Origin of the sequence: Streptosporangium sp. NPDC049046 (assembly GCF_040649155.1) — a bacterium.
GTDB lineage: Bacteria > Actinomycetota > Actinomycetes > Streptosporangiales > Streptosporangiaceae > Streptosporangium.
Window position 1 is genome coordinate 294,370 of the sequence record NZ_JBEZEZ010000004.1, and the last position, 12,920, is coordinate 307,289.

At 70.7% G+C, this 12,920-nt stretch carries 12 protein-coding genes; 2 read left to right on the plus strand and 10 right to left on the minus strand.

Translation table 11 applies throughout. The features are described from left to right. Positions 1-4 precede the first annotated feature (4 nt). Together AB0B96_RS07710 and AB0B96_RS07715 are read left to right on the plus strand one after the other, a co-directional pair. The gene (locus tag AB0B96_RS07710) at positions 5-844 is read left to right on the plus strand and encodes a BTAD domain-containing putative transcriptional regulator (protein WP_362897099.1); all 840 of its coding nucleotides are present in this window, start codon (positions 5-7) and stop codon (positions 842-844) included. Next, on the plus strand, positions 841-1,506 hold the full coding sequence (locus tag AB0B96_RS07715) for a hypothetical protein (RefSeq protein ID WP_362897100.1): 666 nt from the start codon (positions 841-843) through the stop codon (positions 1,504-1,506). The genes AB0B96_RS07710 and AB0B96_RS07715 overlap by 4 nt, the downstream gene beginning before the upstream one ends. A gap of 226 nt (positions 1,507-1,732) precedes the next feature. Here AB0B96_RS07715 and AB0B96_RS07720 read toward each other — a convergent pair whose 3' ends face one another. From AB0B96_RS07720 to AB0B96_RS07765, 10 genes are read right to left on the minus strand one after another with little or no spacing between them, the layout of a single operon-like run. After that, positions 1,733-2,779 carry an FAD-dependent oxidoreductase gene (locus AB0B96_RS07720; RefSeq protein ID WP_350943818.1) on the minus strand — a complete coding sequence of 349 codons (1,047 nt, stop codon included), beginning with the start codon at positions 2,777-2,779 and terminating at the stop codon, positions 1,733-1,735. Positions 2,780-2,792: 13 nt separating this feature from the next. Further along, positions 2,793-4,097 carry an MFS transporter gene (locus tag AB0B96_RS07725; protein ID WP_362897101.1) on the minus strand — a complete coding sequence of 435 codons (1,305 nt, stop codon included), beginning with the start codon at positions 4,095-4,097 and terminating at the stop codon, positions 2,793-2,795. After that, positions 4,094-5,332 carry an ATP-grasp domain-containing protein gene (locus AB0B96_RS07730; protein ID WP_350943820.1) on the minus strand — a complete coding sequence of 413 codons (1,239 nt, stop codon included), beginning with the start codon at positions 5,330-5,332 and terminating at the stop codon, positions 4,094-4,096. The genes AB0B96_RS07725 and AB0B96_RS07730 overlap by 4 nt, the downstream gene beginning before the upstream one ends. Position 5,333: 1 nt before the next feature. Further along, the gene (locus AB0B96_RS07735; RefSeq protein WP_362897102.1) at positions 5,334-6,725 is read right to left on the minus strand and encodes a cation:proton antiporter; all 1,392 of its coding nucleotides are present in this window, start codon (positions 6,723-6,725) and stop codon (positions 5,334-5,336) included. Between the two features lie 5 nt (positions 6,726-6,730). Beyond that, a complete protein-coding gene (locus AB0B96_RS07740) occupies positions 6,731-8,536 on the minus strand; it encodes an ABC transporter substrate-binding protein (RefSeq protein ID WP_350943823.1) in 1,806 nt (601 codons plus the stop codon). 2 nt (positions 8,537-8,538) lie between these two features. Then, positions 8,539-8,910, minus strand: a complete 372-nt coding sequence (locus AB0B96_RS07745; RefSeq protein WP_350943825.1) for a hypothetical protein — start codon at positions 8,908-8,910, stop codon at positions 8,539-8,541. After that, positions 8,907-9,755 (minus strand): dimethylargininase, encoded by an 849-nt coding sequence (gene ddaH / locus AB0B96_RS07750; RefSeq protein ID WP_350943826.1) that lies wholly within the window; start codon positions 9,753-9,755, stop codon positions 8,907-8,909. Before ddaH ends, AB0B96_RS07745 begins: the two co-directional genes overlap by 4 nt. Continuing rightward, positions 9,752-10,996 (minus strand): ATP-grasp domain-containing protein, encoded by a 1,245-nt coding sequence (locus AB0B96_RS07755; protein ID WP_362897103.1) that lies wholly within the window; start codon positions 10,994-10,996, stop codon positions 9,752-9,754. Before AB0B96_RS07755 ends, ddaH begins: the two co-directional genes overlap by 4 nt. 11 nt (positions 10,997-11,007) lie before the next feature. After that, the gene (locus AB0B96_RS07760; RefSeq protein ID WP_362897104.1) at positions 11,008-12,543 is read right to left on the minus strand and encodes a class I tRNA ligase family protein; all 1,536 of its coding nucleotides are present in this window, start codon (positions 12,541-12,543) and stop codon (positions 11,008-11,010) included. Next, a complete protein-coding gene (locus AB0B96_RS07765; protein WP_350943832.1) occupies positions 12,540-12,905 on the minus strand; it encodes a cupin domain-containing protein in 366 nt (121 codons plus the stop codon). The genes AB0B96_RS07760 and AB0B96_RS07765 overlap by 4 nt, the downstream gene beginning before the upstream one ends. Between the last annotated feature and the right edge of the window lie 15 nt (positions 12,906-12,920).

A 12,920-nucleotide genomic window follows, 5' to 3' on the forward strand; every position in this document is an offset into this window, starting at 1 on the left:
GAACATGCCCGTTCAACAATTGGCGAAAGCCGGCCCCCACAACCCCGGGCAGGACGAGGGCACCCCCTCGGTCATCGCCCGATGCCTGAGCAACTTCCGCCTGGAGGTCGACGGGCAGGCCGTCTCACACTGGCGGGCCGGCAAGTCGCGGGCCCTGTTCCAGTACATGCTGGTCAACCGTGAGCGGTTCGTCCACAGGGACCGGTTGCGCGAGGTGCTGTGGCCGGAGCGGGAGGGCCACCCCTCCAGCTCGCTCAAGGTCGCCGTGCACGGCGTGCGACGGGTGCTCAACGAGTTCGAGGGGAGGGACGGCTTCTCCCTGCTCCACCAGGACCACGGGTACGTGCTGCGGACGAACAGCGCGTGGGTGGACATCGAGGAGTTCCAGCGTGCCTTCGACCGAGGCCGGAGCGCGTGGGTGGCCAAGGACTACGACACCGCGATCGCGTGGTTCCAGCGGACCGCCGACCTGTACGTCGGGGACTTCCTCTCCGGCGAGACCGGCGGCTGGATCAACGAGCAGCGGCAGTGGATGCGCGCGACCGCCCTGCGTGCCCTGACCTCGCTGCGCACCGAGGCTCTGGAGCGCGAGGACTGGCCGGCCGCGATGCACTGGTGCCGCAGGGCCCTCGACGTCGATCCCCACCACGAGACCACCTACCAGACCCTGATGATGATGCACGGCGAGCTCGGCGAGCTCGGCCGCGTCCTGAGCTGGTACGAGGTGTGCCGCCACCGGTTGCGCACCGACCTCGACGTGGAGCCGAGCGAGCGCACCGAGCGGCTGCTGGCCACGCTCATGCGCGGCCGGAGCCGGCCGCCCCTGACAGGTCGGCACCGGTGAAGACGCCCGCGACCTCCCTTGACCGGGGGCCCGATCTGGAACGCCTGCGCGCGGCGGTCGGCGAGTTCGCCCGCTACGACGCGGCCGACAGGTCATGGGAACGGCTGCTATTGGCGACCGGGCCGCGGGTCGACCCCGCGCTCGCGGCCCATCGCCGGGCACTGCTCGCCTGGTTGAACGCGTGGGGGTGCCGGCTGCGCTATCCGCGTGACGGCGATCCCGATGTCTTCGGCGCGGAGACCGCGGCCTGGTGGGAGCGCTGGAGGAAGCACCTGCCCGGCCAGGACGCCACGCTCGCGACGCTGGGCGACCCGGAGATCGACGTGCTGGGCGGGTGTTACGCGGATCTGTCCGCGATGCGGGCGACTCCGGGGGCCAGACCCCGTTCCCTGGGGCCGACCGCCGCGACCAAGATGCTGCACGCCCTGCGCCCGAGGGCGCTGATGCCCTGGGACGCGGCCATCGCCGAGGCCCTGCACGGGGCGCGTACGGCGGACGCCTACCGTGCGCACCTGCGGATGGGCCGGGACTGGGCACGGCGTCTGCTCGAGGAGGCGGGTCTCGGCGAGGGGGAGCTGGCGGTGGAGCTGGGCCGCCCCGGGCGTCCGCTCGCGAAGATGCTGGACGACTACTGCTATCTCGCGTTCACCGCGGCGACCTGACAGTCCTCGCCGCGACCGGCGAACCCGCCACTCGGCCGCGGAGACGAGCGACCCCACCGGGCTCCTCTTCACCGCGGCGCTCACGACCGGCGACCCCGCCGGATGGCCGCCGAGACAGGCGCCCCCACCGGGCTCCCCCTCACCGCGGCGCTCACGACCGGCGATCCCGCCGGATCCCGTCTTCGGAGCGGCGGGGACGCGACCCGCACGGGCCGCGTCCCCGCGCTCAACGCAGCGACCTGACCAGGCTTCGCGCGGCCGTGCGGCTCGCGGCGAGCACGGTCTTGCCCGCACCGCCGCTCCCTCCGGTGAAGGTGTAGACGCCCTTGGCCAGGGGACGCAGTGACAGCCCTCCCGTGGGGTGGTAGCACTCGACCGCGGTGACGGCCTTGACCGACCCGTCGGCCGGCCGGTATCCGATCCTGGCCTCGGCGACGTCGAGGATCCTGCTGGTGAGCACGGGGTCGGTCGGCACGGTTCCAGGGGTGATGTCCCATCTGTCGGTCGGCAGCCCGAGCAGGACCCGCCCCTCGGCGTAGGACCTGCCGTACAACCCGGACGTCTCGTCGACGAACGCGTTGGGCCCCCTGCCCGAGGTGGGGCCGAGCACGTACTGGATCACCTTGGTGCGCAGCCCCGCGTCCGACAGGCCCGTACGGGCGAGAAGGCTCTGGGTCCACGCCCCGGCGGCCACCACGACGGCGTCGAACCTGGCCGGGCTGCCCTCGGCGGGGCGGACCTCGGCCTCGGCGGTGATGCCCTCCACCTGCCCGTCGGTGACGAAGGCGCCCGACCTGGCGAGCTCCACCAGGAGCCGGTCGCGGAAGGCGTTCGGGGAGAGGTATCCGGCGCGCTTCTCGACGACGGCCACGCTCCCCTCCGGCAGTTCGCGGAACGTGCCGCGGCTGCTGAGCTCCTCACCGCTGACCAGGGAGATCGAGCCTGGCAGGCGGCTGCGTACCAGCTCCACCAGGCCCTCGGTGCCCGGCCCGAGGCCGGGCAGCAGGTACACCGAGCCGGTCTCCCGGTAGGAGGCCCATTCCCGCAGCTCCCGGTTCGAGTGGAGCTCGGCCAGGCTGTCGGCGGCCTCCAGGCACAGGGCGGGGTCGGGCTCGAAAGCCCTGGTCAGGCCCCCGGAGGCGGCGCTGGCGTCGGCCCTCCTGTGCGGTTCTCCGGTGTAGAGGTGGACGGAGCTGCCCCTGACGACCTCGCACAGGCGCCAGGCGAGCATCGCCCCGGCGATCCCACCGCCCACGACGGCGATTCTGATCATGTAACTCCTCCGTTCATGTCGCCGAGGCGGTCGCGGTGCGCGACTCGTCGGCCTTGTTCGGGTCCCGCATGCCGATCAGGCCCGCCACGGTCGCGATCGCGGAGAGCAGGGCGGCCCACAGCCACACCGAGCGCCCCACCTGGAACCACACCAGGGTGCCGATCACCGGCCCGATCGCGGTACCGAGCCCGAAGACGCTCTGCATGGCGCCGATGTAGCGTCCGCGGAGCCGCTCGGGGCCGGCCAGGGCGGGGTAGGCGAACGTGGTGGGTCCGCCGATGATCTCCGAGAGCGTCCAGACCAGGGTGCCGAGCATGAACCAGATCGGGAGCGGGGAGATCGCGTAGATGGCGTAGCCGACCGAGACGAGACCGAGGCCGAGCAGCGCGGTCAGCCGGATCGGCCACTTCTGCACGACCTTCGTCATCGCCAGCTCGCAGGTGATGACGATCAGGCCGTTCAGCGAGACGGCCGCGCCGTACCACCACAGGCTGAGGCCGGCCGCGGAGATGTCCAGCGGGAGGGTGGCCGTGTACTGGCAGTAGACGATGGAGGTGAGCAGCATCGCGAGCAGGTAGACGCTGTAGCGCCAGTCGGCGAAGACCGCGAGGTAGCCGGAACGGCCCTCCGTCGACGCCGCCTTCGCGGCCTCCGCCTCCGCCTGCCTGGCCGCGGCGCGCACGGCCTTCGGCGCGCGCCGGGGCAGCGCGAACATCACGATGCCGCCGAAGATCAGTGCCGCGGCGGCCTCTCCCCAGAAGAGCGCGTTGTAGGAGACCGCGAGCAGCGCGGCGCCGATGAGCGGGGCGGCGGTCATGCCGAGGTTCAGGCCGAGCCGGTACATCGCCGTGATCATCACGACCCGGTGTCTCGGCGTGAGCTCGGTGAGCATCGTCTGGGCCGCGGGCCGGTAGAACTGGCCGACCGTGCTGACCATGAAGACGGCGGCCAGCAGCAGGGCGTAGGTCGGGGCGTAGAGGATGGACACGATCAGCAGGGCCGAGCCGCCCATGCTGATCAGGGTGACCGCCCGGGCGCCGAGCCGGTCGGAGAGCGAGCCTCCGGCCAGCGAACCCACCACCGCGCCGGCACCGTACACGCCCAGCGCGAGCCCCGCCTGGGTGGCGGAGAAGCCCCGGTCGGTCAGGAACAGCACCAGGTAGATCTGGATGAACGCGGCCAGCCTGCTGATGAAGCCGCCGAAAAGGAGTGCCTTGACGGCGCGCGGGGCCTCTCGCAGGGTGACGAACACCCCGTCGTCCTGCTTGCGCGGGGGTGTCCCGGACAGTTCGTTCTCGTTCTCGATAACGGCGGTCATGCGGCTGCCTTCACCTTCAGGTGTGCCTCGGCGGCGTCCAGCGCGGCCCGGCACTCGTCGACGGTCGGGGATAGCGCGGTGGCGTAGGCGATACGCCCCCACAGGGTGCCCTTGGGCGGTGGTGAGACGGTCGCGCCCGCGGCGACCACCGGGATCGCCCGGTCGATCTCCGCGGGCAGGCCGGTCTCGTCGAACTCGATCGACTCGATCGTGGTGTCGTCCTCGGCGACGTAGAAGAAGCGCACGCCGCCGACGAGCTTGCGCTCGGGGGCGATGTCGGGGGTGCGGCCACAGGCCACCGCCGCCGCGGCGAGGCCGGGGTCGATCCCGGTCGTGATCATCCCGAGGTAGGGGATCATGTCCCCGCCCAGGCGCGCGTTCACCTCGATGACGCGCAGTCCCCTGGAGGAGAGCTTGACCTCGGTGTGGGTGAAGCCGTCGGTGAACCCGAGCGCGGTGTGCGTGTCCTGCAGGACGCGGCAGAACTCGGGGTCCTGCAGCAGCTCGTCCTGGGCGTCGACGAAGTGGCCCACCTCCTCGCAGTAGGGCTCGTAGCCGAGGACCTTCCTGCCGAGGAAGAGCGGGGTCACCACACCGTTCTGGACGACGGCGTCGACGCTGACCTCGGGGCCGTCCGCGAACTCCTCGACCAGGACGGGGATCTCGAACGTCGCGCCACCGGGGACCCTCAGGTCGTGGACGAAGGCGAACCGCTCCGCCAGTTCCTCCGGGTCCTCGACCTTGATGACGCCCAGGCTGCCGCCGAGGCCGCGCGGCTTGAGGATGGCCGGGTAGCCGACCGTCTCGGCGGCGCGCAGGGCCTCGTCGAGCGTGGAGACCGCGAGCGACCTGGGCTGCGGGACGCCGAGCGCGTCGAGCGCGACGCGGGTGAGGTGCTTGTCGCGGCAGCGGCGCACCATCTCGGGGTCGCCGCCCGGCAGGCCGAGGGCCTCCGAGACGTGCGAGGCGGCCAGGATCGTCGCCTCGTCCCAGCAGAGCACCCCGTGCACGGGCTCGCGGGCGGCGAGCTCCAGCGCGGCGGCGGCCAGCGCGGGGCCGTCGGCCAGGTCGGCGACGACGGTCCAGCCGGTGACGTACTCCCGCTCCCAACCGGGCTCCGCGGTCACCATGAGGTGGACGCGGTACTCGGTGGCGATGGAGCGCAGCAGGTATTCGCGGTAGTGCCGCATTCCCGTCGCGACCACGAGGAGCAGCGGCCTGGTGTCGGTGATCATGTCACGCCTCCTTGGCGGTGGTCACGAGCTGTCTGTCGGCGCCGTCGGCGCCGTCGGTGCCCTGCAGGGTGTCGAAGAACTCCTCGCGGACGGCCTCGCCCTCGGTGGGGGCGATCCTGGCCGCCGCGAAGCGCAGCAGGGGCGGCGCCATCATCGAGGTCACGACCGCGACCAGGACGATGACCGTGTAGGACGCCGTGGTGAGCACGCCCAGGCGGAGGCCCACCATCGCGATGATCACTTCGATCACGCCGCGGGAGTTGAGGCCCGCGCCGAGCGCGAGGGCCTCCCAGCGGGTCCTGCGGGCGATGCGCGCTCCGAGGTAGGCGCCGGCGAACTTGGCCGCGATGGCGACGGTGAGCACCACGATCCCGGCCACCAGCACGGCCGGTTTGGCCAGTTCCGTCAGGTCCATCCGCAGGCCCGCCGTCGCGAAGAAGATGGGGGCGAGCACCGCGGCGACGAGTGTCTGCAGGGGCGCCAGCCTGGCGACCTTCAGGTCCGGGGAGGAGCCGACCAGCGCCCCGCAGACGAAGGCGCCGAGGATGGCCTCGAAGCCCATCGCCTGGGTGGTGGCGGCCGAGAGCAGGATCATGATCGTCACCGCGGCGATCGTGGTGACGCTCCCGCCCCTGTCCGCGAGGCGCAGCACCTTGGCGACCACCCGGCGGCCGAACAGGACCGACACGACCACGAGCCCGACGAGCAGCGCGATCGCGGTGAGCGCGGCCTGCCCGGTGCGCGCCCCGGCGGTGGCGAGCGCGGAGACCACCGAGAGCAGGAACCAGCCGACCACGTCGTCGATGACGGCGCTGCTCAGGATGAGCTGGCCGATGTCGCGGTGCAGCAGGCGCATCTCCATCAGCACCTTGGCGATGACGGGGATGGCGCTGACGCAGAGCGCGACGCCGAGGAAGAGGGCGAAGACGGTGTGGTCGACGCCTTCGGCGATCATCTCGGAGGGGGCGAGGAACCCGATCCCGACGCCGAGGACGAGCGGGACGGTCAGCCCCGCCCCGCTGATCCAGGCGGCGGCCTTCCCCTGCCTGCGGATGAAGCCCAGGTCGAGGTGCATGCCCGTCAGGCCCACCAGCAGCAGGACGCCGACCTGGCCGACCGCGTCGATCATGTGGAATCTGGCCGGGTCGGTGGGCAGCAGCCAGGCGGAGAACTCGGGGGCGACGTTGGCGAGCAGCGAGGGCCCGATCAGGATTCCCGCGCTGAGCTCACCGAGCAGGGCGGGCAGGCCCAGCCGGACGGAGAGACGCCCCAGGACGGTGGCCAGCCCCAGGAGCAGCCCGAGCTGCAGCAGGAGGATCATGAGGTTCTCGGCGGGGATGACGGCGACGGGAGCCATGGCGATCGGCGCGGCGATCGGCGCGGGGATCGGCATGGGGATCAGTCACCGTTCTCGACGTAGTACCAGTTCTCCGGGCTGATCATCCCGAAGGGGTTGATCGGCTCGAAGCCGCGGAGGTTGTTGGCGACCTCGAACAGCCGCAGCGAGAAGTTGGGGATGAAGATGACGGGGACCTGCTCGGCGATGTAGTCCTGGTACTCGTAGAGCGCGGCGGGGTCGTCGCTGGTCAGGGTGCGGTCGATGAGCTCGTCGGCCTTCGGGTCGGTGTAGTGGCCGAAGTTGCCGCCGGCGTCGGTCCGGAAGAGGATCTCGCCGCTCGGGTAGTGGTAGACCCAGCCGCCGCCCCAGGTGCTCAGCTCCCACAGGCACGGGCTGTCGGGTCCGACGACGCAGGGGGCGTCCTCGGCGACCAGGACCGAGCCGTAGACCTCCTGCAGCCGCAGCTCGATGCCGGCCTTGACCGCGTCGTCACGGAACTGCTCCATCAGCCGGGTGAGCGCGGGACGGCCCTCGGCGTACCTCAGCGAGAAGCTGAGCTTGGTTCCGCCGGGGATGCCCTCCCCGGCCTGGCCGGGGCCGGTGCCGGGGTTGACGCAGACGGCCGGCGTCGTGCTGGTGTCCCAGCCATTCGCCTCCAGCAGCTCGCGGGCCCGCTCGGCGTCGAAGGGCAGGATCGGCGCGCCCTGCAGGGTGGGCGAGACCAGGTCGCTCACCGGGTAGCGGGGCACCGGCCCGTCCTGCCGGTAGGCGTAGCCGTGGTAGATGTCGCGGGCCGCCCGGTCCTGGTCGAGCGCGTGCTGCATCGCCTGCCTGATGTAGGTCTGGGCGAGCATCTTCCCCGCGACGGTCGGGTTGTTGTAGTTGAGCGGGATATAGCGGATGCAGAAGGCCGCCTGCGGGACCAGCGTGTAGTTCTCACCCAGTGGGTTGGGACCGCCCTTGGTGGGGTCGTCGGTCGGCTCGGTGCTGAAGCTCAGCGGGAGGTAACCGACCTGGATGCCGTCGGGTCCGTCCGGTCCCTCCAGCAGTTTCTGGTACTCCTCCCCGTCGGACATGAAGGGGATCTGCCGGAACTCGTCCAGGTGCGGCTTGTTCGGCCCGGAGTAGTGCTCGTTGGGGACGAAGGTGACGACGCCCTCCATGGTGTAGCTCTTCAGCCGCCACGGGCCGCTGACCACGCTCCACACCGGGCTCGTCGCCCAGTGCACCCGATCGGAGTTGTCCTCCTCGATGACGCCGCCGTTCTCGCCCATCAGGAAGTCGTAGACCGCGGCGACGTTCTCCAGGCTGTACGAGGCGTCGGAGGGCCCCTCGGCGGTGCGGTCCCATGCCTTGGGCATCGGGGTGATGGTGCTGAGCTGGTTCATCAGCACCCAGCGCTTGGAGTAGACCTTGTCGAAGGTGAAGTAGACCTTGTCCTCGGCGAGCTTGCCGTAGGAGACGAGGTTGTCGGGGAAGCAGCCCGGCACGTACTCGCCGTAGCGCTCGCCCTTGACCGCCATCATGTTCACCCAGAACAGCACGTTGTCCGCGCAGATCGTCTCGCCGTTGGACCATTTCCAGGGCTTGACGGTGACGGTGACGGTAAGACCGTCCTCGCTCCACTGCGGGGGCTCGCCGATGCTGAGGTCGTAGTCGACCTCGGGGGTGCCGTGGGTGCCGAAGAAGTAGAGCGGCCGGTACATCAGGATCTGGAACTCGAGCAGGTTGCGGGTGCCGAAGCGCTCGGGCGGGGTGAAGGGGAAGATGATCGAGGGGGGGAATCCGGGGGCGCAGGCCCAGGTCACCGTGCCGCCCTTGACGGGCCGCTCCACGTTCGGACGGGCGATGGTGTTCAGGGTCATGATCAGCTCTCAGTCCTCTGGTGGGGCAGGGCGAAGGTCTCGGGGTCGATCTCTTCGAGCAGCGACACACCGCTGCTCGCGTGGGCTCCGTAGCGCTCCCACGTCTCGTGGAGCAGGACGCGGCCGTCCGGGAGGAGTTCGGGGGTGCTGCGGCAGTGGCCCGACACGACGGCGCCGGTGTCGAGGACCATGGTGTAGGCGAAGTCGAGGGTGCCGTCGGGGGCGCAGAGCCCGGTGAGGGTCCCCCGGCGGGCGTGGCCGCCGGAGAACTCGCCCCACAGCAGGTCGCCGTCCTGGCGGTACAGGGCGATCGGGTGCTCCTCCCCCGCCGGGACGCCGCCGGTGGTGAAGCGGCGTCCGTTGTAGTCGATCATGAGCGGGCCGCCCGGAGTTCGAGGGTGCAGCACTTGGCGCTGCCGCCGGACTTCAGCAGCTCGGAGAGCTCGACGCCGATGGGCTCGTAGCCGCGCTCGCGCAGCTCGCCCATCAGGTGGGTGGCCGCGGGCGGCAGCAGGACGTGGCGGCCGTCGGAGACGGCGTTCAGCCCGAACACCTCGGCGTCGGCCTCGTTGGCGATGATCGCGTCGGGGTACAGGACGCGCAGCACGCCCTGGCTCTCCCTGGAGAAGGCCCCCGGGTAGTACATGATCTGGTCGCGGTCGAGCACCGCGAGCGCGGTGTCGAGGTGGTAGAAGCGCGGGTCGACCAGTCTCAGCCCCGCCACGGGCATCCCGAAGAACCTCTCCGCCTCGCGGTGCGAGCGGATGTCGGTGCGAAAGCCGGTGCCGGCCAGCAGGTACCGTCCCGCGTGCAGGTAGTCGCCCTCGCCCTCGTTGACGAAGACGGCCTCGCGGGTCTGGTAGCCGCGGGCGCGGAACCACTCCAGGTAGGCGGGGCCTTCGGCGGCCCGCTCCTCGTGACGGAACCTGGCCGACAGCACCTTGCCGTCGATGACCGTCGCGCCGTTGGCGGCGAAGACCATGTCGGGGTTGCCGGGCAGCGGTTCGATGAACTCCACCTGGTGTCCCAGGGCGCGGAAGGCGCGCAGCAGGCCGTCCCACTGGAGCCTCGCCAGCGCGCCGTCGACCGGTTTGCCGGGGTTCATCCAGGGGTTGATGGAGTAGACGACGTCGAAGTGGGTGGGAGGGCACATCAGGTAGCGGCGGGTGCGGGCGACCCTCAGGGTCCGCTGCGGCGCCTCCTCGGCCAGCTGTGTCATGACGCTTCTCCGTCCTGGACGAACGTGACCTTGATCTTGGAGGCGTAGTCGAGCATCGTCTCCCTGGCGTCCTCCAGGGAGGTGCCGGTGGTGCCCAGGAAGCCGAGGATGCTGTTGCCCTCCGGCGGGCGCCGGACGACGTCCCCGGGCTTGGCGGTGACCTTGAGGAAGAAGACCCGCTCGGACTCGGAGACCTCCTCCGGCACGTCGATCGCGGCGATCTTGCCCGCGTCGCACATCAGGCACATCGCGGTGATGTGGACACCGGTCGGCCGGTAGTGGCGCACCCTCGGCGCGGCACCGCGGGCCACGTCCATCACGGCGCGGATCGGGTTGTGCGCGGCGGTGATCCCGGCGATGAGGTCCAGCCCGCCGCCACCGGGCCTGATCGCGATCTCCAGCAGGTACGGCTCGCCCTGGTGGAAGCGCACCTCGGCGTGCAGCACGCTGCGGCGCAGCCCCTGGGAGTGAGCGCCGGCCCTGACCACGCGGTGGACCGCGTTCACCTGCTCGGGGGTGAGGGCGGTCGGCCCGTGGTGCACGTCGTCGTCGAAGGTGCCTCCCTCGACGGTGATGCGGTCCACGATGGAGCCGAGGTAGACCTCGCCGTCCCAGGCCACCGCCTCGATGAGGAACTCGTCGCCGTCGAGGAACGCCTCGACGAGCAGGCCGTGCGGGCCGAGATCGAGGCCGTGCGCCTCCATCTCGAACCACGACATCCCCTCGATGCCCTCCAGCGCCTGCGGGAACAGCTCCGCCATCTCCTCGGCGTCGTCGACCTTGAACACGAAGTTGCTCGCGGCACCCAGGGTGGGCTTGAGGATGACCGGGTAGCCGAAGTCGCCGGCCGCGCCGAGCGCGGCCTCCAGGTCGGTGACGAAGCGGAAGCCGGGGTGCGGAGCATCGTATTTGCGGTGCGCCTCGCGCATCAGCAGCTTGTTGCGGCTGGTCCTGGCCGCCTCGACGCCCACGCCCGGCAGTCCGAGCGCCTCGGCGACGGCCGCGACCGTGGTCACGGCCGACTCCGAGAAGGTGATGATCCCGTCGAAGCGCTCCTGCTCGTGCCACTCCTTGGCCTCGGTGATGAGGTCGTCGATGTTCTGGGAGCCCACGACGCGGTAGCGGTCCTCCGGCCAGAAGTCCGGGGTGCCGATGCCGTTGAGGACGTAGAGTTCGGCGCCGTAGTCCTGAACCTGCTGGTAGCGGGAGTGGTAGTAGGTGGCGTTCTGACGGGCTTCCATGGCGAGGAGTTTCATCGGGGGCTCCCGGGCAGTCGCGGTAGCGTGAAGGCGTCGATCGTCTCCGCGGAGGTGTCGAGGGTGAGCTCGACACCGGCCGCCTCGGCCTCGGCCGCGACGTCGATGAGGACGGGGGCGGCGCAGGAGAGGAAGGCGCGCACCTCCATCAGGAGGTCGCCGGGCTCGTCGCGCTCGGCGGTCAGCAGCCTCGAGAGCTGGGTGACGATGTTGTCCGCCGCCCGGGTGAGGCTGAACGAGGTGAGGTCGTAGCAGAGCCGGAACCTCTCGACGACCACCGCGGCCCGGCGGCGTCCGGCGTCGGTGACCTTCAGCTCCTCCCCCGGGTCGGTGACGAGGGCGTCGAGGCGGTCGGCGAGCGCGTTCCACGGCTCGCGCAACCTGCGGGAGGTGACCTTGTCGAGCCCCTCCCTGGTGAAGTTGGCCCGCTGGTCCTCGGGGCAGGTCAGGGCGAGATAGAACCGGACGAGGTCGCGCGGCACCTCGGCGACCAGGTCGGCGCCGCGGATGAGGTGGTTGCGGCTGGTGGAGAACTTCTCGTTCTCCAGCTCATAGAACTCGTTGCAGATGTTGGTGTCGGGGGTGATGTAGCGGTCGCCGTGGGCGAGCAGCATGACCAGGTCGACCATGCCCCAGAAGTAGACGTTGTCGAATCCGTGGAAGTAGACGAGGCTGTTGCCGCTCTCGGCGAGCCATGCCTGGTCGACGGGGCCCGCCGGCTCGCCGGCCGCCTTCCAGGTGCTGTAGATCGAGGCGGGCATCGCCTCGACCCACGGGTAGAGGATCTGGCCGGGCGTCTCGGCGAAGGGGGCGTCGATCCCCCAGCCCGGCGAGGGCACCGTGATCGGGATCTCGGGGAGCGGCCTGGCCAGGATCTCGCGGATGAGCTGCTTGCTGTGTCCCCTCCAGGTGCTCTCGCGGGCGGCGTAGTAGGCGGTGAGCTCCTCCCGGTAGTTCTCGATGGGCAGGACCAGGACGGTGACCTCGCGCGAGGTCACCGGGTCGGCGGGGTCGAGGACCGAGCGCGGGTCGCCCAGGTCGTCGAAGTGGTTGGGGTGGCCGCAGCCCTCGCACGACCCGCCGCAGCTCTCGGTCAGGCAGGCCGGGCACTCGCCCTTGACCAGCCCGTCGAACAGGTAGGTTCCCGCGTTCTCCGCGTACGGCATTCGCACGGTCCGCGTCTCGAACCGGCCCTGCTCGTGCAGGGCGGTGACGAAGTCGAGCACGGTACGCCGGTAGACGTCGTCGATGGGCGGCATCGGGGCCAGCGAGATGCCCATCGCCTCGACCGACCGCTGGATGCGGGCGGTGGACGTCGCGCACAGCTCGGCGGGCGTGGTGCCGTGCTTGTGGGCGGTCGAGATCATGTACGACTGGCTGTCGTCGGTGCAGGTGTTGTAGTTGACCCCGCGGCCTTCGGCCCGCAGGTAGCGGGCGTAGACGTCTCCGGCGACGTAGGGACCCGCCATGTGACCGACGTGCAGGTCACCGTTCGGCGTCGGCGTCGCGGCGATGACGATCGTCTCCGTCATCTCTCCTCCTGGTGGCGGTTCTCGAACGTGCGGGTCATGTCGTGGTCCCACCAGATGCCGTACATCTCGAAGCTGGCGGTGCCGTCGTTGACGACCCGGTGGTCGGTGCCGGGCGGGAAGTAGACGACGTCTCCGGCGGAGAAGGGGCTGCTCTCGCCCTCGCTCTCCAGAACGGCCTCGCCGGAGACGGCGATGAAGATCTCGTATTCGTGGTGGGCGTGCCGGGTCGAGGCGGTTCCCGGTTCGATGACGCACCAGGCGCCTTCGAAGGGGGCGTTCAGCGTCTCCCAGGGCAGCAGCCGCTTGGCGAGCAGCCCGTTGTCCTGGCGCAGGTGGGCGGGGTCAAAGGTACGGAGGTCCACGGGGGTTCTCCTCGA